23 protein-coding genes and 1 pseudogene are annotated in these 23,159 nt (G+C 41.2%); 2 read left to right on the top strand and 22 right to left on the bottom strand.

Going from position 1 to position 23,159, the window contains the following annotated elements:
• Positions 1-42: 42 nt before the first annotated feature.
• The 19 genes from BLS14_RS18510 to BLS14_RS18415 form a co-directional block, all read right to left on the bottom strand.
• Entirely contained in the window at positions 43-819 is a 777-nt protein-coding gene (locus tag BLS14_RS18510) for an IucA/IucC family C-terminal-domain containing protein (RefSeq protein ID WP_090953306.1), read from the bottom strand.
• Position 820: 1 nt separating this feature from the next.
• Positions 821-1,861: an ABC transporter substrate-binding protein gene (locus tag BLS14_RS18505; RefSeq protein WP_090953304.1), complete on the bottom strand. Its 1,041-nt coding sequence runs from the start codon at positions 1,859-1,861 to the stop codon at positions 821-823.
• 136 nt (positions 1,862-1,997) lie between these two features.
• Entirely contained in the window at positions 1,998-2,294 is a 297-nt protein-coding gene (locus BLS14_RS18500) for a hypothetical protein (protein ID WP_090953302.1), read from the bottom strand.
• A 111-nt stretch (positions 2,295-2,405) separates the two neighbouring features.
• Positions 2,406-2,990, bottom strand: coding sequence for a chloramphenicol phosphotransferase CPT family protein (locus tag BLS14_RS18495; RefSeq protein WP_079695367.1), 585 nt, complete (start codon positions 2,988-2,990; stop codon positions 2,406-2,408).
• A gap of 341 nt (positions 2,991-3,331) precedes the next feature.
• The gene (locus BLS14_RS18490) at positions 3,332-4,168 is read right to left on the bottom strand and encodes a carbohydrate ABC transporter permease (RefSeq protein ID WP_072734216.1); all 837 of its coding nucleotides are present in this window, start codon (positions 4,166-4,168) and stop codon (positions 3,332-3,334) included.
• Positions 4,169-4,185: 17 nt separating this feature from the next.
• Positions 4,186-5,121 carry a carbohydrate ABC transporter permease gene (locus BLS14_RS18485; RefSeq protein WP_063564007.1) on the bottom strand — a complete coding sequence of 312 codons (936 nt, stop codon included), beginning with the start codon at positions 5,119-5,121 and terminating at the stop codon, positions 4,186-4,188.
• A 70-nt stretch (positions 5,122-5,191) separates the two neighbouring features.
• Positions 5,192-6,493: an ABC transporter substrate-binding protein gene (locus tag BLS14_RS18480; protein ID WP_090953299.1), complete on the bottom strand. Its 1,302-nt coding sequence runs from the start codon at positions 6,491-6,493 to the stop codon at positions 5,192-5,194.
• Between the two features lie 419 nt (positions 6,494-6,912).
• The gene (locus BLS14_RS18475; RefSeq protein ID WP_072734219.1) at positions 6,913-8,037 is read right to left on the bottom strand and encodes a GntR family transcriptional regulator; all 1,125 of its coding nucleotides are present in this window, start codon (positions 8,035-8,037) and stop codon (positions 6,913-6,915) included.
• Positions 8,038-8,356: 319 nt separating this feature from the next.
• Entirely contained in the window at positions 8,357-9,628 is a 1,272-nt protein-coding gene (locus BLS14_RS18470) for a Gfo/Idh/MocA family protein (protein ID WP_090953297.1), read from the bottom strand.
• Positions 9,629-9,671: 43 nt separating this feature from the next.
• Entirely contained in the window at positions 9,672-11,297 is a 1,626-nt protein-coding gene (locus tag BLS14_RS18465) for a type 2 periplasmic-binding domain-containing protein (RefSeq protein ID WP_090953295.1), read from the bottom strand.
• A gap of 41 nt (positions 11,298-11,338) precedes the next feature.
• Positions 11,339-12,223 carry a carbohydrate ABC transporter permease gene (locus tag BLS14_RS18460; RefSeq protein ID WP_090953293.1) on the bottom strand — a complete coding sequence of 295 codons (885 nt, stop codon included), beginning with the start codon at positions 12,221-12,223 and terminating at the stop codon, positions 11,339-11,341.
• 15 nt (positions 12,224-12,238) lie between these two features.
• Positions 12,239-13,201 (bottom strand): ABC transporter permease, encoded by a 963-nt coding sequence (locus tag BLS14_RS18455; RefSeq protein ID WP_090953290.1) that lies wholly within the window; start codon positions 13,199-13,201, stop codon positions 12,239-12,241.
• Between the two features lie 599 nt (positions 13,202-13,800).
• A complete protein-coding gene (locus tag BLS14_RS18450) occupies positions 13,801-14,862 on the bottom strand; it encodes a LacI family DNA-binding transcriptional regulator (RefSeq protein WP_090953288.1) in 1,062 nt (353 codons plus the stop codon).
• 534 nt (positions 14,863-15,396) lie between these two features.
• Positions 15,397-15,654 carry a retropepsin-like aspartic protease gene (locus BLS14_RS18445; protein WP_256336576.1) on the bottom strand — a complete coding sequence of 86 codons (258 nt, stop codon included), beginning with the start codon at positions 15,652-15,654 and terminating at the stop codon, positions 15,397-15,399.
• A 29-nt stretch (positions 15,655-15,683) separates the two neighbouring features.
• Positions 15,684-15,914 carry a hypothetical protein gene (locus BLS14_RS18440; RefSeq protein ID WP_063563999.1) on the bottom strand — a complete coding sequence of 77 codons (231 nt, stop codon included), beginning with the start codon at positions 15,912-15,914 and terminating at the stop codon, positions 15,684-15,686.
• 325 nt (positions 15,915-16,239) lie between these two features.
• Positions 16,240-16,644: a hypothetical protein gene (locus BLS14_RS18430; protein WP_090953283.1), complete on the bottom strand. Its 405-nt coding sequence runs from the start codon at positions 16,642-16,644 to the stop codon at positions 16,240-16,242.
• Between the two features lie 210 nt (positions 16,645-16,854).
• Positions 16,855-17,622, bottom strand: a complete 768-nt coding sequence (locus BLS14_RS18425) for a nucleotidyltransferase domain-containing protein (protein ID WP_090953281.1) — start codon at positions 17,620-17,622, stop codon at positions 16,855-16,857.
• Between the two features lie 189 nt (positions 17,623-17,811).
• Positions 17,812-18,195 carry a nuclear transport factor 2 family protein gene (locus BLS14_RS18420; RefSeq protein ID WP_256336562.1) on the bottom strand — a complete coding sequence of 128 codons (384 nt, stop codon included), beginning with the start codon at positions 18,193-18,195 and terminating at the stop codon, positions 17,812-17,814.
• Between the two features lie 122 nt (positions 18,196-18,317).
• On the bottom strand, positions 18,318-18,872 hold the full coding sequence (locus BLS14_RS18415) for a GNAT family N-acetyltransferase (RefSeq protein WP_090953279.1): 555 nt from the start codon (positions 18,870-18,872) through the stop codon (positions 18,318-18,320).
• 622 nt (positions 18,873-19,494) lie between these two features.
• On the opposite strand from BLS14_RS18415, the gene BLS14_RS18410 reads away from it, so the two are divergent.
• Positions 19,495-20,202: a CAP domain-containing protein gene (locus BLS14_RS18410; RefSeq protein WP_090953276.1), complete on the top strand. Its 708-nt coding sequence runs from the start codon at positions 19,495-19,497 to the stop codon at positions 20,200-20,202.
• Between the two features lie 602 nt (positions 20,203-20,804).
• Positions 20,805-20,987: pseudogene (locus tag BLS14_RS33590) on the top strand (hypothetical protein); the annotation flags it as partial.
• A 365-nt stretch (positions 20,988-21,352) separates the two neighbouring features.
• Here BLS14_RS33590 and BLS14_RS32655 read toward each other — a convergent pair.
• The 3 genes from BLS14_RS32655 to BLS14_RS18385 all read right to left on the bottom strand — a co-directional run bounded on the left by BLS14_RS32655 (position 21,353) and on the right by BLS14_RS18385 (position 22,979).
• Positions 21,353-21,553 carry a hypothetical protein gene (locus BLS14_RS32655; protein ID WP_176854600.1) on the bottom strand — a complete coding sequence of 67 codons (201 nt, stop codon included), beginning with the start codon at positions 21,551-21,553 and terminating at the stop codon, positions 21,353-21,355.
• 222 nt (positions 21,554-21,775) lie between these two features.
• Positions 21,776-22,372: a GNAT family N-acetyltransferase gene (locus BLS14_RS18390; RefSeq protein ID WP_090953272.1), complete on the bottom strand. Its 597-nt coding sequence runs from the start codon at positions 22,370-22,372 to the stop codon at positions 21,776-21,778.
• Positions 22,373-22,574: 202 nt separating this feature from the next.
• Positions 22,575-22,979, bottom strand: a complete 405-nt coding sequence (locus tag BLS14_RS18385) for a DUF4259 domain-containing protein (protein WP_090953271.1) — start codon at positions 22,977-22,979, stop codon at positions 22,575-22,577.
• Positions 22,980-23,159 lie beyond the last annotated feature (180 nt).

Here is a 23,159-nt window from a genome sequence, read left to right as displayed (position 1 = left end):
TCTCATCTCCTGACAATAGCAAAGGTAAAATGGTTGCTGTTGTCATTTTAATTGAGATTTATTCTCATTGTCAATTTTCGGACATTTTCTGCAATATTCCCCTGACATCTGATAATAAAAACAACAGGTGATCCGCTCGCTTTTGGCAACGTAGCCATTGTCTTTGCATTCGGTGAAGCGAGTTAACGGATTCTTTCTCACGCCGAAAATCTGCCCGGATGCCACCTGCGTCAGATAGGCAAAGTCTGCCTGAATTTGCTCTCTTTCCTGCTCCGTCTCGTTTTCATCCGTTGTGTATAGGCGGCCAATGCGTACCATAATATTCTCCCAGAGAATACTCATTGAAAGTGGAGCAATGGCAGCAAGCATCTTTAACAGCGGTGTAAGCTGTACCGCAAACATCTCCTCTACAACCTTTTCCCGCGAGGATTCCCTGTCTTCCGATAGTGGTTCTGCCCGAAGTCCATTCACCGCTAGAAAAGGAAATCGTGTGCCGCCTTCATGATCTGAGAGCGCCGGATGATAGAGAAAGCTGTTCTCCAGCTGAAACGAAACATGCTGATGATGAAAAGTCATCGCGGTCACCAGCGGCGCGGTCCACAGATAGCCAATTCGCTTGGCTAACATCGAAGCGGCAACCTTCATATCAGGCGCGTCGATATACTCCTGAAACCAGCTGATATACTCCCGGCACGCCTCTTCGTCATGCAGTTCACTCAAAGCAATGGTACGGACACTATGTTCAGGCGGCTCACCAAGCAAAATCGAATGATCCTTCACTGTCTCTTTCCATGAGTCTGTCGAGAGATAATGGGTCATATTAATTCGATCCGAGCAGAGCTTCCGATGCCTGATCTACAATTAGATTAATCGCAAGAGGTCCGTAATATGCGATCCAAAGTGTTGAGTTTACGTCATACGTGCGGTTATTTTTCACAGCATCAAGGGACTTCCACACCGGATTACTTACCATAGCCTCAGCTTCTGCCGCAAACAGTTCATCTGACAGTACAAAATAACGATCTGCGCCAATCTCAGGCACCTTCTCCATTGAGATTTCAACAGAAGTATCATCCTTGATTCCCTCAACCAGTGCAGGCATATTCAAGCCCAGATCCTGATACAGAATAACACCTGTACGATGCTCAATCCCATGAACACGGATGCCTTCTTTTCTCGGACGAATAAGGGCTACCGTTTCATCTCCCATTTTCTCTGACAACTTCGCCTTCAATCCAGCGACTTTGTCCTCATATGCAGTGCGTACTTTCTCGGCCTCGTCCTGCTTGTCTGTAATCTTAGCAACTGTGGCTAACGTATCACGCCAGTCTTCGTAAAAATCAAGTACCAGGGTAGGTGCAATTTTGCTTACACTCTCGTACTGCTTCTCCTGGAAGTCCGTCATGATAATCAGGTCTGGATCTAGTGCTACAATTGCTTCCAGATTAGGCTCGTCCCGTGTACCCAGAACCTTTACATCACTCGGCTGATCGCCTAAGTATTCTGGAAAATCGGTGTTGCCTCCAGCGATAACACTGCCAGCCGGCTTCTCGCCAACCGCTAACATTTGATCCAGGAATTTGACATCAAGCACAGCAATGGTCTTTGGTTTTTCTTTTAGCGTGAGCTCACCCTTCATGTGTTTAATCGTTACAGGAAAAGCTCCGTCCGTCTGTGTTTCTGCATTCGCAGGTGTCTCCGCTGGCGTTGCCGCAGACGGATTGCTGCTATCTGTACCTGTTCCGGCACCGCAAGCCGTCAGGACAAGAATAAGGGCTAACATCAAGCCCATGAATAATCGTGATTTGCGAGCAGCATATGCCTTGCTTCCGGCAGCCTGCCCCTTTGTTCCTTGATTCATGATGAATCCCCCTTATGTATAATACTGATAATGATTTTCATTATCGAAACATAAAGAGAGTATAAACGATCTCCGCATCGCGTTACCATGTACTTTTGCGACATTTGAGTCGGACTAATGCGACATCACCAGCCGCTTATCCGCCCTTTAATTTCTCAGCGATATACGCTTGCAGTCGGTAGATGTCTGAAAGGAGCTCTTCTTCCTCCGGCGTATTTCCATACTCCCCTAGCCAGCGCGGTGTGCGGATATGCCACTCGTTAGACATATATTGCTGTTTATCTCGATACACTAGAACATGTTCCAAGAAATACTCCAAAGAGCCGAAAGATCGCTTACGACTGTCGTTGATGATGGATTGTGTTTTCTCAATGATTACCTGTAACATGTGTTGGATATCATCTTCTGGATTCATAAAATTTTCCCATTTCAACTGTGCAAAAAAAGAAAGGCCCTCCTTCTTCCCATGGGGAATCAGACAACCTTTCAATTCTTTCGGATTTTTCCAATGATAATCTTTAATCGTTTAATTTACTAATCTCCTTCAATCTCTTCTACTTAACTTCTTAAATGCCGCGTATTCCTGCTCGGAATTCATATAACTTAATATCTTTTCCGCACATGCAGCTGAGCTAAGCTCTTCCGTGTTCACTTCCAGATCATATTCATTATAGGAGTATATGTAGTCGAACTGGGAATGGGCGAGTCCAATCGCACGATCTCCCCTGCTCTGCTCTCTTCTGGTGAGTTCTTCTTTCGAGCAGTGTACACCTACAAACAATATCGGATAATCCGATAGTAAATCATAAAAACCATTAAACCACTTGTCATTGCTGATGACCGTATCCACGATGACATTCAAACCCATTTCCGAAAACAGTTTAATGGTTGCATAGTACAACGAATTGATGGGGTCGAACAGGATATCTGTCATCACATGGTGTTCCACTTCTCTTGTTGGTTTCATATCTGGGTATGTATTGTCGATAAACTGATCATAATTTTGGGCAAATTGATCTACAGACAGATGATGAAACGGAACCTCTCCCTGATTTTTCAATTCCATCGCGATGCTCGTCTTTCCCGCACTTGACGTACCATTTAAAAATATAATGAGTCCTCGTTCCATATCAATCACCCTTATCATTAAAATTGGCATTACCTTTCAGATCACATTGTTGTTTTGCTAAGTTCGAGCTAACCTGTACACTTAATTGGGCTATTACCATGGTGTTCTACCCCATTTCCCGCGTAGGAGAAAATATACGAATTCGCTTAATGTTCCATATATATTATTAGACGAAGAGAGGGCTAATCCTCCATCTCCGATAGGTTGTCTTCAGGCTTGAGTGGCCGAGAAGCTCCTGAATCTCCTTATTTTGGTACGCAAAAAGGCAGCTTCTGCTTTACACATCGCTGCCTATTTGCTTATTAACTTTTTTCAAACAGACCTATCCAGCGTTATGATGTTCAACCTTTTATACCGCTAAATGTAATGCCGCTAATAAACGTCTTTTGAAGAAAAAAGAACAAAACAATAATAGGTAATGTCATCAAGGTGGATACGGCCATTAATAGACCCCATTCGGATCCCTTTTGACTCTGAAATTGCTGCAATCCGAGCGAAACCGTGTAAGATGGTTCATTGGTTAAATAGAGCAAGGGGCCCATGAAATCAGTCCAGCTCCCCATAAATTGAAACAATGCCACGGCTAAAACGGCGGATTTGGCTAGTGGAAACATGATCTGTAAATATATGCGGAACTCACTAGCGCCGTCTAAGCGGGCCGCTTCGCGCAGGGCATCAGGCAGTCCCATGAAAAACTGCCGCAATAGAAAAATGTAAATGGGCACTCCAAAAAATTGAGGTACAATCAGTGGAAGAGATGTTCCTACCCAACCTAATTTAGTAAACAACAGGAATAGAGGAATCATCGTCACCTGTCCGGGAATCATCATCACAGCAAGGGTAACAAAGAAAAGTATACCTCTCCCACGGTACTCTAACTTGGCAAAACTATAGGCAACCAAGGGACAGGATATGATCACACCAAGCGTACTAACGATTGTTATAATCGCTGTGTTTTTCAGATATGTCCAGAAAGGGATATACTCAACGGCACGGGAATAATTACTCCACAAAATTGGATGCGGAATCCACTCTGGTGGGAATGTAAAGATTTGTGTGAGTGGTTTAAGAGAAGTCGAAAGCAGCCAAATGAACGGAATAATGAAAAATGCAGAAGCAACAATTAGACATACATAGGCTAAAGCACGATTGATTCTTTTGATAGCGGTAGGATTCATCCCTTACTTCCTCCTCCTTATTTCCCTTGATAATGAACCCAGCGTTTAGACGTAATAAAAATAATTCCGGTTAATGCCATAACGATAATAAATAAGATCCAGGCCATTGCGGAGGCATAACCCATTTTGAAATACCTGAATCCGTTCTCATATAAATACATGACGTAAAAAGTCATGGAATTTGCAGGAGTTCCTTGCCCTTTGGTCAACGTATAGGGAAGAGTAAACTGTTGGAATGCACCGATCATTCCCATGACAAGGTTGTAGAAAATAACGGGAGTGAGCAAAGGTAGGGTTACCTTTCTCGTTTTCTGAAACCAGTTAGCTCCATCGATCTGCGCTGCTTCATAGTACTCATCAGGGATGTCTCCTAATCCAGCAAGGTAGATGACGACGGCTTGCCCAATACCCCAAAGCGACATCAAGATGAGCGAAGGCTTGGACCACGACTCACCACCAAGCCAAGAAGGCCCATCGATACCGATATTCGCTAACATCCCGTTCACCAATCCGAAGTTTGGATGTAACAACCACATCCACAGAACAGCCAAAGCCACTTGTGGAACAAGTGTAGGCAAGAAAAAGATCGTTCTGAATATAGCCATCCCCTTGACCTTCATATTCAACATCATAGCGAGTGCCACACCGAAAAATATACTTAATGGAACAAAAAATACGGTGAAATAAAGCGTGTTGTATATGGATTTCCAAAACAGAGGATCATGAAATAGATCTATATAATTACTCATTCCGACAAATTCACCAGGCTGCAGAATGCTGTACGTAGTGAAGCTGAAGTAGATGGACATTAGCATCGGAATTGCATAAAAGCATAGCAGCCCTATAGCCCAAGGTGAAGCAAACAGCCACCCAATCACGTTAGTTCTGTGGAGTGCTCGTTTCCTTGCCGATGGAATTGCGTTTACTTGAACTGAATCGGCCAGTTTCGCCATGTGCATTCTCCTTCCAATAGTCATTCATTAATAGGCAAGGAGAGAGTTCTCTCCCTGCCTACCGAGCACCCTATTTGTCGTATTTTTCTAAAGCCTTATTAATAGTCTCTGTTACTCTATCCAGGTTCTCTTTCGGAGTACCGTTACCGCGGGTAGCCTTTTCCGTAGCGGAAGCTAACTCATTCCACAACAGCTGTCCTTCAGGAATAACCGGGCGGTTGTGTGAATTGGGCAAAATATTAATAAATTCCTTCATAATCGGATCGTCCTTGTAACCGTACTTGTCGTTAACCGAATCGATAACGGAAATTTGAGAGTCAGCGTTTAATAACGTTTGCCCCTCTTCTTTCCCTAAGAATTCGAGGAATTTCCAAGCAGCAGCGACGTTCTTGGCGCCTTTAGGGATAATAGCGGACCCGCCTCCCGACCATGTCGTAAAATTAGTACCTGTTGGGGTCGGTATTGGTGCAACACCGTAATTTAAATCCGGCTTAAATTTTTCGATACCCTTCACCGTAAAGTTTCCACTTATCTTCATGCTGACTTGACCGGAAATGAACGGATCCATTTCCTCCGTGCCAGCTGCGCTTGTAAATCCGGCAATATCCTCGACATTGTATTTTTTGCCAAAGTCGGTCATCCATTGTAGCGCTTCAACGACTTTAGGATCATTTGCGGTAATTTTGCCAGTGGCAGCGTCCTGGAATTCTCCTCCAAATGCCCATCCCCAAGTATACAGCCAGCCTTGCGAATACCATGGGATGAACCCGATCCGTTTGAAACGTTTACCTTCCTTGATGGTTAACTTTTCGGCGGCAGCTTCAAGCTCGGCGATCGTTTGTGGTGGTTTGTTGGGATCCAGCCCTACTTCTTTGAAATGATCCTTATTGTAAAATAGCAGGCGAGAGTCCGTATCCATCGGCATTGCATAAAGCTTTCCTTGATAACTGGACTCCTCCCAAGCAAATGGATAATACATTTCCTTAAGAATTCCAGATTCTGCTGCCATCGAGGATAAGTCAGTCAGAGAATCTTGCGCAGCCCAAGTACCGACCTTAAAACGGTCGAAAAGTGCAACGTCAGGAGGATTGCCGCCAGCGACTGCAGTCAGCAGCTTCTGATCGGATCCCTCACTGGATTCTGTATAAACCAATTTCATTTTGATGGTAGGGTTTTTCTCTTCAAATGCCTTCACGACTTTATTCAAATTATCTAAATCAATGGAGGTAAGACCATGCCACATCGTAACCGTTGTATTCCCCTCTCCGGCCTGATCACTTGAGTCTCCCTTCGTTGAGCAAGCGGTTACAAGTAGTGACATAGCCAGAAAGTAAACAAGAATTGGAAATGCGAATTTTTTGGATCTCCTCATTCAAAGTCCCCCTTAAGTTAAATTAATTAGTTTAACTTGAATTCCTATAGAATCCACTCCATTTTCTGATCAATCCACATTTTATGTAAGCGCTAACAAGACTGGTGATATGAACTATTAAAATCAAAAAATGATGAACAAAGTGAATTTGTTATAAGAACCCTACTGGCTATACTAATTATACTCAGTATATTAATATGACATCACGAAGCATGTCAATTGCAATATTACGACATACTTCACAGAAGACAGACCGCCTCTAGAAGAAGTTTTTCTTGCGATATCAGGTAAGGAAGGTCCATGCTTCGAAGTTTATTTCTGATATCAAAAAAATCAAAAAAGGTGCCGATAAGCCCCCGGGGACTTCTCGACACCTTGAACAATATGCTTGCTTTTGTTGAGCTGCGCTTGTATTAACCCTACCTGTTATTTTTCACGACCATACGATGTTCAATGATGTTCAGCTCGGGAACTGCTGTTCCATGCAACTGAGAGATTAGCATATCCACTGCCAATTCACCCATCTGATTCTCATCCTGCTTAATATGTGTGAAGATGGGTTGACCCAAGTGATCGTTCAGGGAGTCGAAACAAACAATCTCGAATTCCTCCAAAGATTTCCCCATGGAGTGGATGACTTGAGCCAGCATGGTAGCTATTAGAAATTCCGACGCGACAAACGCCTTTACATCAGGGTGTTGTTTTAAAAAATGCTTTACTGTTTCTTTATCACTATTAATCGCTGTCCCGTTTATGTTCATGGGAAGGGTGCCCTTCAAGTTCGTCAATACATAATCTTTGTTCAAGTTCATTCCTTCTTGGGTGAAGGCAAACGTATATCCGAGCAGCCTTTCCTCCAATGTTGAAGTGTTCTCTTCCGGCGGAGATAAAAAGGCAATTTTTTTATGGCCTTTGCTAATCAGATGCCGCGTAAGATCCATGGCTGCTTTCTTATTGTCTGTGTATACCGAACAAACCGGAATTCCTTTTAGATATCTATCGACCAAAACGATTGGAAACCGATCTAATACAAGTCGAAGCAGCTCCGAATTATAGTGTTGACCATGAATGGGGGTCACGATTAATCCTTTGATGCCCAAACCAATAAATAAGTCGATCGCGCGTTTTTCCTCATCCCGATCCCCGCAAGTTCGTTTAATAATGAGTTGATAATTATGCTCAGCACTCCGCTTTTCCATCGATCTAAGAAGTTGTAGGCCAAACTCGTCAGAAAAATTCGGTATAATAAAACCGATCAACCGCTTATCATCCTCAGGCACCAAGGTCGTTTTTACCTCTGAATAGTGCTTCGGTTCTTGTCCTCCAATTATACCATCGGCCACATATGAACCTTTTCCTTGTATCCGTTTAATAACCCCAGAATCTGCCAATTTCTCCAAAGCCTTTTTAGATGTAATACGACTGACGCCAAATTTTTCAGCCAACTCTTTTTCAGAAGAGACTCGGTCTCCTTCTTTTAATCGACCTTCTTTAATCTCTTGTACAATAGAGACATATATCTGCTCGTATAAATGCAATTCCACAAAACCACCCTGACATCATAATATTAGTATACTAAGTATATTACACAAGAAGTAATTCGCAAAGTCACTCAGCTTACCGGCGAACTTCTGTGGCATGGCGTTTTCCAAGTCTATTGTGTCAGACCTCTCCTTACAGTTAGCCCCCCCTGGTAGGGTCATGGAATAACTGGCCCTAAGTCGACAGCCGATTCCCGTTTATCTTAGTGGATGATGGTATTGAAGGTCCGTGAAGAAAATTCTCGAATTCCAAACGAACAAAAAAAGCCGTCCCTCAAAATATATTCATACCTTGAGGGGCAGCTTATCGATACACTGCTGATTATTTAGATAGCTCTTCCTTCACCATAAGCTGACGGGCATATTCATTCAGATCGATAGACTCGCCCCCGTTCAGCCGCGACTTTTCAGCTGCGAATGCAATCAGATGGCTCCGGACGGAAGCTGCAGCCGATGTCAGGCTTTCCTGACCGTTATAGTGACGCACCTCATTCAGAAAATTCCTCACAATGCCGCTATCTCCCCCACCATGGCCACTGGTTTGAGAAGGGATTGTGATTTCTGTTTTTTGATGTGTCAAAAAGTCGTACACCGTAATTTGATCTTCCTCACCACGAAGTTCTCCTTTCGTCCCCATGATCTGGATTCTACGTTCCTGCTCAAATGTAAAGCCGCACATACTGAACATGGCCGTAGCTCCTCCTTCAAATTCCATATTCACAACCTGATGATCTACCACATTATTGTCACTCCGGTATACACACCGGCCGTAATCGGTATCACGCAAGCCCTGTATAATATTCGGCTTTGTCAGCTCCTGTGTAAAATGTCCTGCCCAACCCCTGAATTGGTCACTCAAATAAAATCTTGGTGCAGAATACGCACAGGTTGGTTCTACAGCACAATCCAAGCATCGGTCAGCGGAACCTTCCGGTGCATTGCCTTCATGAAAATGTTTAAGAGATCCGAACGAACTGACCTTAAGGCAAGGCTGATCCACAAGCCAGGATAATACGTCCATATCATGGCATGACTTGGACAGGATCATCGGGCTGGATGTGTTGGAATTGTTCCAATTTCCCCGCACGAAGCTGTGGGCAATATGCCAGTAACCCACATTCTCATTCAACTGAATGGAGACAATTTCTCCGATACGTCCTTCTTGTATCACCTTCTTGATTGTATTCCAGAACGGTGTGTACCGCAGCACATGGCAGATCGTCAGCAGCCGGTCATTATCTCTGGCCGCTTGTTCCATCTCAAGACATTCCTTCGGATCAGGAGACATCGGCTTCTCCAGCATAACATGATACTTCTTATCTAAAGCCTGCATCGTTGGGCCATAATGCATTCTGTCCTGTGTACAAATAACCGCAATATCAGCCAGCTTAGGTTCAGCCAACAGCGGCTCCCAAGTCTCATAACAGTGTTCCGGCGGAATCCCGTGCTTCTCAGCAAATCTTGCTCTTCTCACTGGATCGGCTTCGGCAACCGCAATGAAGGTAAGCTCATGCGGATAATCAAGTGCATAGGGTGCATAGCCACCCGCTCCCCTCGCACCTGCTCCAATCAGGACTGCTTTCAGTTGACTCATATTTGTTCACTCCTTTATGATCTGAAATCTACGGATGAACCTTCTAATCCGCTTGGGTATAACGGTCTGCTGCTGATTGATAGATGGCTACATATCGTTCTACGCCCATCTTTTGGAGAGCTGCCACATACTGATCCCAATTGTCAAAGGATTCATTTTCAGTAATGAATTTGTCACGCATTTCATCTACATACGTTTCAATATCCGTCTGGAAAGTGGTCAGATCCCGCTGCTCTTCCTGCGTGAAATTAAATGGAGGCCAAATTTGATCTTGTGGTAAGATGTGAGACTCTGCTTTTTTCGCATTATCCACCGAAGTTGGCAGACCTTCAGCACCCTTGAAGTATTTCTGCTTCACAAAACCAGGGTAGTATCCACCCGGCCAGATCAGGTATTGACCTACCGCCTGGTCCAGATTAAGGCCATCCGGGTTGTTTTTAATATTATCGACATAATCTACGTTACCGTCTGCGTCTTCTTTATACGTCTCATCTTTCCAGCCCATGAAGAACGTTTTGATGCCCTCATCGCTGTAGAAATAATCCATCCAGCGGATCATGGCCTCTGGATTTTGGGCTTTATCTGTCAGTACGAACATCCCGATATTACCGAGTGGAGAACCATAGGCGTTGTATGTCTGATCGCCATGAGGACCCTTCAGTACGGGCATGCCAACATAACCTTGTTGATTGTATATCGCAACCGGATCGACATTATCAACAACTCCGATCAGGCCTTCCATACCTTTAGCATCTACTTCGGTACTCTTAACAGATACAATGTCCTGCTCAAGCAATCCGTCCTTGTAAAGCTTATTCACGAACTGTAACAGCTCCTTGTATTGGGGATCGGTTGGAATAAAGCGTACTTTATCTGTCTGAGGATCTGTATCAATGTTAATGTTGGAGGTGCCATGATTATTCAACCCAAATGAACCTCTCAGGTAGTTCACCACACCAGCCGTTCCCACACCGCCCCAGGCTATCTCGTCCTTCTGCCCGTTGCCGTTCGGGTCCTTTTCTTTAAATGCTTTCAACATATTATAGAAGTCATCTAACGTCTGCGGTTCCTGCAAACCTAATTTATCAAGCCACTCTTGCTTCACCCAAGGTGTTCCGTACAGAACCGACTTGAATTCCGGATCATACAAGGTTGGCAGCCCATATATGTTACCATCGGGCATCGTAATCCCTTTGCCAATAACCGGATACTTCTTCATTAGAGCCTTAAAGTTAGGCGCGTATTGGTCGATCAGATCATTTAGAGGAATGAATGCGCCCTGCTTGCCATATTTCAGCAGATCCGATCTGGAAAACGCCGAGGCGTAAAACAGCTCCGGGTAAGCGCCGCCTGCCAGCAGGAGATTACGTTTTTCCTTCAAATTATCCTTCTGCACCGTATCCCACTCGATATGAACATTGGACATCTTCTCATACTCTTTCCAGAGTCTAAGATCGTTCCAGTCCGCATTGGCAAAAAACTTTCCGGCAAATCCGCTCACTTTAATGGTGTCATTTACGATCGGAAATCCACTCGCATTGACTTTGCCATTGGCACCTCCTTTATCCTTGGCACTTCCCGGATCAGCATCCTTAGAATTGCACCCGGCCAGCATCGAAACGGACATGATACAAACCAGAGCGATACTCCCCCACTTTTTGAGTGTCATTCTTATTCCTCCCTTTGTCCCATCGTTATCCATACAAGGAATCATCCTTTAATGGCACCAATCATTACGCCTTTAACAAAATATCTTTGCAGGAAAGGATAAAGCAGGAGCACCGGTATATTGGCAACGACGAGTACAGCATATTTGATGCCTTCCACTTCCCTTTGCTGCTTAATCGCAGATTCGGTTGACATTTTGACCATATCGTTCGTCTGCCCTTGAATCAGAATTTCCCGCAAAATGAGTTGAAGTGGAAACTTGTCCTTGTCTGACAGATACAACATTGCGTTAAAGAAGGAGTTCCAGTGCCCAACAGCATAGAACAGAATCGTCACCGCTATAATGGGCATGGATAATGGCAGGATAATCCGGGTTAACGTTTGAATATTGGAGCAGCCATCAATCGTCGCCGCCTCATGCAACTCATTTGGAATCGATTGCTGGAAGAATGTCCGCATAATGATGATGTTCCAGATCGAAACGGCATTTGGAATGATCATGACCCAAAATGTGTTTAACATGCCAAGGTTTTTGATTAGCATATAGGTTGGAATTAATCCGCCACTGAAGAACATCGTGAAAACAAACAGGGCCATGATAGCATTGCGACCTATAAAATCCTTTCGAGATAGCGGATATGCCGCCAGAATCGTCATGACAAGATTAATCAGCGTCCCCACTGACGTATAGATCAGTGTATTGGTATAACCTCTGAGGATATCTTTGTTCTGAAAAATCTTCTCGTAAGAATGGAAATTGATCCCCTTAGGCCATAGGAACATTTCACCACGCAGGACGGCCTGCGGATCGCTGAACGAAGCACTTAACACAAAAACAAGCGGGTAAATAACAATGAGCGTAATTATAATTAACAAAAAATGGTTAATTACATTAAAAATACGATCTCCTCTAGATTCAACAAGCATGCATCAGCAACTCCCTTACCATAGGCTCGTTTCACTCATACGTTTTGAGATCTGGTTAACAGTAACTAATAAGATGAAATTGATTATGGAGTTAAACAGACCAATCGCCGCCGAGAAGCTGTATTCAGCATCTTGTATCCCGCTCCGGTAAACGTAGGTAGAGATAATGTCCGAGGTTTCTAAATTCAGTGTGTTCTGCATCAGCAGGACTTTCTCGAAACCAATACCCATGATGCTTCCGATATTTAAAATGAACAAAATGATAATTGTCGGCATAATACTCGGTATATTAATATGCCATATCCGCTGCAACCGGGTTGCCCCATCCACACGCGCTGCTTCATGAAGCTGAGAGTCCACGCCGGCTAATGCCGCCAAATAAATAATCGAGCTCCAGCCCATGGTCTGCCATACATCCGACATCACAAACAAGGTCTTGAACCAGGAAGGCTCAGACAAGAAATTAATGGGATTACCGCCAAACATACCAATGAAGTGATTAATGATTCCGTATCGCGGCGATAAAAACATCATCATCATGCCTACGACCACGACGGTTGATAGAAAGTGCGGCGCATAGGTTATGGTCTGAACAAATTTTTTAAACTTTTCCGCCCTTACCTCATTCATCAGAAGCGCCAAAATGATAGGGACTGGAAAACCTACCGCCAAGCTGTACAACCCAAGTCCAAGCGTATTTTTAATTAATCTCCAGAAGTAATAACTGTGAAAAAAACGTTCAAAATGTTCAAAACCGATCCAGGGACTTCCCCAGATTCCCTTCGTTGCAATGAAATCCTTAAATGCGATTTGAATGCCATACATCGGCAAGTACTGAAAGACAATGTAATAAGCAACAACTGGTGAAATTAACAAATAAAGCTGCCAATTTCGTAAAATGGGGTTCCACTTTTGACGTCTTCTTCTCTTCTTTTCCTGTACTGCATTCATTGCAGGTTGTACAGTTGTATTGGCCATGAACATCCCCCCTGGAATCGTCACTACAATTCTGCCTGGCAAAATGTCTTTGTGTTACACCACCAGCGTCCTTACGCTGCTCGAAGCAGTTCCCACCTTTCTTTTTTGATTTCTGAAATTTGATTTGAAGTACTTATATGTTAGAAGTTATTACACAAAGTGAGTGGATAACGTTAATAAATGAGTTCATCATCTAACGCAAGGGGATTTGTTTTTTTTGGATATATATTTGGTGCTAGTTTGGAATATATTATATGTAAATGGGTAAGTATCAGTTTGGATAATAGTTTATAAGAGTTTTAGAGGTTTCTTGTATATTTTATATAAACATTGATTTAAAGGGGATGAAAGCGCAATCAATAATTTGGTTTAACATATAATCTTAGTTTCTGGCTAAATCCAAAAACATAAAAAATAACGCCAAACGCTTAATTTCATACATCATAATATAGCCCATAGACGATTGTCAAACATTTTTTTGGTTTTATTTGGATTACTTTTGGCTAAAAAAACAAGAAAAAACCCACGCGGATGCATTCCTCGTAGGTTTTATATGACAGTTATCTGAATTTATATGTAATATAATATCACACAACTAACTAGTCATTTGTATGATTTGTATGATTTGTACGATCATAAACAGATGATTCCCTCACAATAAGGGTGCTGGGCAACAAAACTTTATGGAGAGATGAATAACGTCCTTCCAGATAATCGTTAATTAATTGTGCTGCTACTTTGCCGATTTCATATTTTGGAACTTGTACGGACGTCAGAGGTGGTGTCGTATACTGCGCCATAGAGATATTATCCATGCCCACGAATGCGATATCTTGAGGAATACGACCATTTTGTTCAACAACTGCCCGCATCGCAGGAATAGCGAGCATATCACTTGCACAAAAAATGGCCGTCGGCCAATCAGACTTGGGCGTCTCGGTCAGGAGATCCGTCAGTTTGCTGTAGCTGAGATTCACATTCCAGTTGGTGTTGATAATCCAATGTTCATTCAGATTCAGGTTTGCTTCCAGCATGGCAAATTTATAACCGACATACCTTTCTTCGCTCTCTATTTGTTCCGAATATGCGGGGCCACCAATAAACCCAATCCGGGTATGGCCTTGCTCGATCAAATGACGGACTGCTGTGCGAGCAGAAAATATTCGGTCACAGTCAACGACCGGTACAGTAAGTCTTTCGTCATTGAGACTTACACCCAGTACAGTGATATTCTCTTGCTCAAGCAGCTCAAACAATTTTTCATCGTACCAGCTGATTGCGACTATACCTTGAGTACCCGTTTCCTGAAGCATCATTTTTATCCGTTCGGTGTCACTAAGTTCTTCGCAAGTGCGGACAATGGCTGGAGGCAGCCCCAGTTCCGTCATTTTAACGTGAAAACCTGTCAGTACCTGTGAAAAGTACGGATGGTCATCCATCAAAATCTGTGGCACGATACAAGCTATCCGTTTGGCTGAGGTATTCTCTTTGCCAATGGATTTGGAGGATTCATCCAAAATGTATCCCAACTCATGAGCAGCTTCTCTAATTTTTCGTTTTGTCCCTTCATTGACCGGTCGATTGGTATCATTGCTGATCGCACGCGAAACCGTTGATATGGATACGCCTACACGTTCTGCGATATCTTTTAATTTTGGCATTACAGCACCTCCCCTTGCTCTCTTTATTTGGAGCCAAAATTCATGTTTAGCAATGATCATATCATAATATTGTAATATTTTGGCGTCAATTAAACAAGCCGCGATACGAGTTCTGTTATACTATCAACACTTCCCCCGAGACTGCCCTTTTTCCCTTAATTCCTAGATGGCCGAGCGATTTGATGAATTCCTCGCCGTCCACTCAATGCCAATCGGACAGCAGAGATGGTTTAGGGGATGATCCATACATTCAATTTAGGTTCCCACTGTCTGACTGTAATCTGGTGAATACGATGAATATATACAAGGTTGAATGGGATGCGAATGATTGTAGAAGCCTTCTTTCATGCTGACATCCCTGTTTGCTTTAACATCAGCCATATCTCCAAAAGAACTTAATTCAACTGTTGAAAAGCGGACAGGCTCTAGAACAAAAAACCTAACAAAAATTGTTAGGTGAACTTCACTTGTATATGTATCTTTTTATCTGATACTCATTATAAATAGGACTCGTTCATTGATAAAATTTTATTTTCAATTATGTAATTCTAATGTTTTCAGATCAATAATAAAATTTTGTTGTTTCAGAATATCCAATCCGAGAAGCCCTTGATGTTCTTTAGGCAATATGCCTACATCTATTTCTATATTCTGAATGCTGTTTGTTCCTATTTCAATCCTGTCCATGACTTTGGTGTAGAAAGGAATAATTCCTCCAATCCCGTATGCTTCATATATTGAATCTCCGGTTTCATAGGTCACACCGATTTCCTCTAGTACATCAGGACTAATAATCGTATGTGAAGAGCCTGTATCTATAATTACATTAATGGATCTCTGCGGAGGTTGATCACAAAGTCTTGATTCGAAGTATGATACACGATGTTACCAGGCTCTACTTGAAAAAACTCTTTATTCGCATCTTGTTCGGATACGGTACGAATTGGTGCAACTTCATCTACTATTTTTTTGTTGTCTTCCTCATGATAATGAATGATAGAAACCAAAACAAACTGGTCAGGGAACAGTTCTCTAACTTCTTGCCACTTCATGTGTTCTACCTCCTGTTATTGAGTTAGTTCTACTTTCTGTAATTTTAACATATATCGCGATTCTAATCGGCTCTTTCTTCTTGATCATGAAGAGCCTTAAATAATTCAAGCGATCGATGGTAAACTCGTTCCATGTAATGCTCCTTATTTATTCCAAACATCAGAGGAATGCCAAGTTCGAATCGTATTGCAACATCCCAATTATAGAAAAGAGGCGGTTCTAAGGTCAGGTTTGGGAAATGCTCTGCCAGGTACGTCTTTAGGTCCATTCTGTGGCCACCATTTCAAACCTTGTTTGAATCATTTCATTGCACTCTACAAACTGTTATTTTTCTTTATAGTCATTTGCTGCCTCTTTAATTTCTTCATTTTTAGAATTAATTCCTAATTCAATTCCCCAATCTAGTAATTTTGGAATTGCCTCTGAAAGTAGCTCTAACAACCTACGATACTCCCATTCATCGTCAAGACAAATTGCTGTTTTAGCTACATTAGGAAGATGTTCTATTAGCCAATCAGAAGGAATTGTTTTAATCTTTTTCCTCGCTATTTCAATTGGGTGGGTATTTTGTGGCTGGCAAGCCCATTCAATAAGGATAGTGAGTATTTTTATTCCAAGCCCCGTAGGGACACGTTCAATATCTTCTAGTCTAGTTGATATATTGGGAGATATTTGATTAATTTCATAATCTATTTTCAGTTCTTGCCATGATGCCATACCATTATTCATCATCCTTCCCTCCTAATACATTCATACTCAATTGGAACTAGATCTCCGGAATTTCACTTAACGTTTTGTATTGACGACGTCCTGGCCCCTTAGAGTCGCTGCTTATAGTTGTGAGGCTTGCCGAACACTAATGCAGTGACGTCCCGACGGGCTTAGAGGGCTAGATGTGGTCATTCGCTTCTCAGAGTGACCCGAATCGTCAATATTTTGTTAGTCGACAGAAGTTTTGGAAGCAGCCATTGCATTTAAGGCGTTCTCAAAATAGCTATATACTTCATCTGCAATTCCCAGAAACTCTTCAACAAGTACATTACTATCCAAGTAACAAGCATACAGATAATCAACTAAAGCGGAGTCAATATCACAATAGTCTAATATGGCATTCTTCATCTTAATAAAGTCATCTTGCCATACGCCTGTTTCTTCTAAAACCAAAGAGTATAATGCACGAATTAATCTCTTAGAGTAACCTTTAATATATCTAGTTTTCATTGTGTTATCACTAGCACTAGAAAGTAAACGATGTATACGATCTACTTCCTCCTTGGTCTCTGTATTTAAGTCTAATATGAACTCAGGAGAAATAACTATCGGGGGTACTTTTTCACCAACGTCATCACCATATATACAAACACAAATGATCTTAACCCAAAAACCCCACTCATTTGGTTTACTTAATACATCGTCAATCGAACAAATGGTCGTATCAATCTTAGTTAACACTGGATATTTTTCCAAAAGCCTGTCTTTAATATTTGACAATCTTTCGTAATCAACATCTTTGGGATTTACACATACAATAGTAAAGTCTGCATCTGACTTAAAAGGTTTAGCCGTTCCTTTGGGAATCGAGCCACACATATAAATGCTATGAATCTTACCTTTAAATTCGCTAAGTATAAGATCTACATACTTATCAACAAAATCCTTATATTCATTTTGTATTACAATTCTATTTATAACTTTTTCTAATATCATATAGACTCCTCCTAAAATAAGAACTTCTTTCGACTAACGTTGTGTATTCATGACGCTTGGCGAATGCCAAGTGTGTCCGGCAACCTCTGCTTCCCTGAAATACTTCTGCAGGACCGAGGGCGTATGCTCGATCCGTGAATATATTGTTATCTGATTTCAGGGTAATCTATGAATAACTTTCATAATGTTTCAACTATGATCTTCAATCAGTATTAACTTCTTATCTTTCATTTGAAATATTGATTTCCCTTGAAGTTTTAATGTTTCTCCTGCCTTCATTCCATTAGGGAGATCACTGGACAATATCCCCTCATAATCAATGTCAACCTCTGCTTTATCTCCTGCGAAAATAATGTTCTTTATTACTTGACGCCTTTGAGAAAATACCTGAATTGACTGCTCTGCTAATGTGCGAAATTCCTGAATCCCCTTTGTTTCCGAATTCACTTCACCTTTAGAAATGTTTCGAAAATGAATATTTTCATTCAAAACTCCTATCATTCCGTCAATGTTAAACGTGTTATATGCGCTCAGATATTTTTCAATAAGATCTTTTAAATTTGAGATCTCCAAGTCGAATCACACTCCTAGATTTTGATATTACATATTTGTCCTGATTTCAGATAACGTTGCTGTATTCACGAATCCGAGAGGCTTAAAGGAGCGTAGCGACTGGGTCCGTCAGGACTTGCCTCTCAGTGGTTGTCGCCTGGGTCCGCTTCCGTTCTACTGAATTTCGCTAAAACCTCATCAATGTTATCCCATTCATAAATTAATTCATTTAGAACTTTTCCTCCGATTATTATTTGAATTGATTTACATAATTTAGCTCCATAATGTTCATAGAAATATCGTGTCTTATTATCTTCTAGAACTTCAACAAATATCTTTTGATAGCCTAAAAATTTAAATTGTAGAAACAGTTGTTTAAGTAATTCTTTCCCTAAACCTCTTCCGTGATATTCCTTAAGTATGTATATAGATGTTAAATCACTAGAATTGGCTACTATATTTGTTTCTCTCTTCCAAGAATCTGCAAATCCAATAATTTCTCCTTCTGGGTTTTCTGCTATAACTACAAAATTATCTTCTCTTTCAATATTTTTGATCCATAATTCAGTTCTTTTTTTATATGATAGATTATATAAGAATTCATCTGGAATAATACCTTTGTAAGTTGTTCTCCAACTATCCACATGAACTTTTGCAATGCCTTCTGCATCATTAATCGTTGCTTTTCTTATTTGCATAATAACCACCTCATAAGATTAGTTAAAACGATATTTCAAGCACTTAGCCATAACTGTATATAATGAGTAGCATTATACAGTTCCTATCTTGTAATTTATTTAAGATGATTTCTCATAACTTTCTTGTATTCACGAAACGCCCCGGCCTTAGATAGCTCTTATCTTAGGCTGGGGCGTTTGTTGACTGATATTTCTTCCATCATTATACATCTGTCAATCAAGGGACGATAGCCCTACAGCTTGAATACTGTGTTAAACGCAGTTGCTGACTTCATCGAATGATCAAATATTTGCTTTCAGTTTGTTTTATATGATGCAGCATATGGTTTATATTCTATAAAATTGTCTATTAGTTTGAAATAGATTCTCCCAATTATCCATCGAAATACTCCAATCATCAGGAATCCCATTGAACTAGATAACATTCATCCCGTGATGCATTTATGACCCGATATGGCCTTCTTTATCCATAACCATTCGCAACACGCTTTCCTCGAGACACAAAAAAAGACAAGGCTATCTAAATGGTATCGATCATAAAAAAGTACTGGATAAGTAAATGGCATACAGGAAAACATAAATCCGGGAACTTCATTAACTAACGGATCTAGGAGGTCGGCAAATGGCAAAGTTTTTCGTTTTAATAATATTATTATTGGTGGCAGGCTGTTCGTCCCATAACAATATGATGCAAAAACAAGTGACTCCTGAGCAAAAACAAATTCCAATTCATGATCATGCTGCTGCACCAAACTCTGTCCTCACACAGGCATCATCAACCGCTACATCTTGGCAAGAGAGATCTATTACAACAAAAGAAGCCCAAAATGGAATTCCATTGGATTTGTTGGATCTGGTTCGAACACCGGATGGAAATCCAGTAAACCAGGCACCTGCAGGAAATCCTGAAAATAAGGAGCCAACAGGACAAGTACAGGAAGGTAAAAAAAATACTACGGATAAAACCGATTTTGAGCAGCAGGTTCTGGATCTAGTCAATCAAGAAAGGGCCAAAACAGGATTAAGTTCCTTGAGTAGGAATGAAGAATTGTCAAATGTGGCTATGGTCAAGGCACAGGACATGTACAACAACAGTTACTTTGATCATAATTCGCCAACACATGGATCCCCCTTCGATATGATGAAGGAATTCGGGATCACATATAATACCGCTGGAGAAAACATCGCAAAAGGGCAAACCACCCCTACTCAAGTTATGAAGGAGTGGATGAATAGCCCTGGCCACAAAGCAAATATACTGAATAATAGTTATACTCATATCGGTATTGCTTATTATAACAACACATGGGTTCAGGAATTTACTGGGTAGCGCCTTTCATCTCCCAACAATAAAGTATCAAAAACCCGCAATTTATGTCGGGTTTTTGATACTTACAGATCCTGCATACGCCACCAGTTTTTTTGTTTCCTCGAACCGGATTTAATTGTAAATTTTATCCATCTTTATCTTATTTGCATTAATTTCACCCACCGTTTTTATGTGATAGATTGTCAAACCAAGTGCGACAGTTCCTCTGTGAAAGATTCGTGGGCGGTTTTCCAGCCCAGACATTTCCGAGGGCGATGGTTGATTAAATGAAGCGAACGATCCAATGCTGCATCTAATATTTGAGTAAAGTCTGTGCCCTTGGGAAAAAACTCACAAAGTAAGCCGTTTGCATCCTAATTTGAACCTCGTTGCCAGGAAGAGAAAGGGTCGGCAAAATAGATCTGTACGTCGTGCGTTTCCTCCAAGTTCGCGTAGCAGACAAATTCCTTGTCACGGTCTGTTGTAGCAGTTTGAAAAGCTACAGCAAGATACTGAGCAGCGGCTACACCAAAGGCAATCTCCATCGATAGATTTGAATCACGGTGTACAGGCGTGTTTTCCGTTCAATGAAGGTTGCTAAATTGTCGATGTAGGATTTCTAGCTTGCTGCGGAGCTTCTGGAATGTCATACGGAATACAATCAGCTTTCTGCGGAGACAGATCAATACTTTAAAACACTTCGTGATGCTTTGCCCGATCAATCCATCTTAGAAAGAAGTATCTACTTACAAGGTTTCAAAGACGCTTTACAACTCTTTAGTGAATTGCAAAACTCTAACATTTAAAGGATCATATGATCCTCTTTTCTATTGTTTTTGATTCTGTCGTATAACGTTTGTGTATCTACGAACCCGAGAGGTTTAAGGCGCGCACGCGCCAGGTCCAACGGACTTAGCCTCGTAGGGTTGTGAGCTGATTCACTTCTCTGACTACTCCATCTTGCGAACCAAGGGCAGAGCCCGCAGCGTAGATAGTGTGTTATATGATGGATCGGGCATCTTGAACTACTTCCACAACTTTGTATTTATTCATTGTGTTAATCAGTAAAATCTATGCATAATAACCGCCTTCTAATAAATAAGTTCTTGTCTCTATATAGTGTTTATAGATTTTACTAAATGCCCTGTTTGCTTTATGCTGGTAACCTATATCACTTATGCATGCATGGTTTAATTACTTTCACTATTTCCCTCATATCCGTATCACTTGAAATCTCGCCTGATATTAATTTTTCTAAATCCAGTTCAAATAATCCCTCAAAGTTTTCTGAACAATCCCCATACGCATATACTGCTTTGTTATCATCCATTCTATATAATTTGTATTTAATACAGATTGCCACAGAATTCATCCTCTATTTCTTTAATTTTATTGAATTACTTGTTTTTCCAACCTTTCATTTAACGTTCTTGTATTCACGACGTCCGACAAAGTCGGATATGTCTGCTGGAAATACCACTCCGAAATCCATCCAGCAGACCAAGGCTCCGTAAGGAGCCGCTGCGTGAATATATTGTTATCGGATGTTAATGCCTTCCTCGATTAATTCACCTTTGTAACTCTTAAATCAGAGCTAGAGGTTTAACTCTTCTCTATGCTTTTCAATAAATTCGTCTTTCGTTAATCCATACAAAATGAAGTCCATAAATTTCCCGTTGATATAGACTACCTGTCGCCGTCTACCTTCCTGAATACATCCGAGGTTCTCCATCATCTTTGCAGATGCTTCATTTCCCTCAAGAACATAATCATTGAATTTATTAAGCCTTCTTTCCAGGAATGCGTACCTTAACAGAATTTTCATCGCTCTTGTTCCATATCCCATACCACGATATTCTTTATCAATTACTATGCCGATACTGAACGTACCATTTCTTTCATCAATACTATTAAGATTGATACCTCCTATGCTTTCCCCTTTTAAGGTCTCAAGGGTAAACATAATTCTTCCATTTGTTGATGAAAAATCAGCATTTTCTTCCGCAAATTTCTTTGAACCCGCAATAGTAGGTGGCAATTCTGTCGAACATTCTAGAAGACGACGTGCAGGAGTATCAAAATTACTAACATAATCCCCTTTCCAATCTTCTGGATGTATCGCACGTAATCTGACTTTATTATCCTGCCAAAAATATTCACTATAATCTATTTTTATTGAATTTTCCTCCATCGCTTGTTCCTCCTCAATTCTCTCTTATCTTAATATTGTTTGCATTGATTTCCGATAACCTTCCTGTATTCACGAACCCCGAAGGGGTTGTCTTCCGAAGTGCCTCTTCGAAATCCTTCCCGCAGACCAAGGCTCCATCGGAGACGCTGCTTGAATATTTTGTTATGTGAAGTTCCCTCTTCTCGAAAAGCTATCAATTTCTTTACAATCGATTTTCTAAGTCATTTATTGTATTTAACCAGATCGGATATTCTTCTGATTCTTCCCATAGCTCTTTTAGTTCTGAATCTTTCTTAATTTTCTTAACTGCTCGTTTAGCTTTTGAAATGAGTTTTTTTCCTATACCTCTATGTGTATCGATCCAGTCATATAGATCTTCTGTATTACTTTGATTATTCAATATCTCTTTCCCAGGACTACCTTGTAATGCTGCAAGGATCTCAATTGCGCCTAGAGCATTTGAAGCTAAATCTGAGTCAATATATTCTTCTTCTAATACTTCTTCAATCGTCTCTTCAATTAATTCGATGTCATCAGAATCAAGTAAATCTGCCTTCCAATCTAATACATCATCGTTCTCAAAAATTCCAGTTCCCCATGCTCCCATCAATTAACCTCCAAAAAGTGTCATTATGTTTTAAAGCTCTTAGGGAATTTCAGATAACGTCTTTGTATCTACGAACCCGAGAGGCTTAAAGGAGCGTACGCGACTGGGTCCGACGTACTTACCCTCGCAGGGTTGTGAGCTGATACATCTTCTTCGCTTATCTCTTCTTGCGAACCAAGG

The sequence above is a fragment of the Paenibacillus sp. OK060 genome (assembly GCF_900101205.1).
GTDB lineage: Bacteria > Bacillota > Bacilli > Paenibacillales > Paenibacillaceae > Paenibacillus > Paenibacillus marchantiae.
This window is presented reverse-complemented; position numbering and strand designations above follow the sequence as displayed.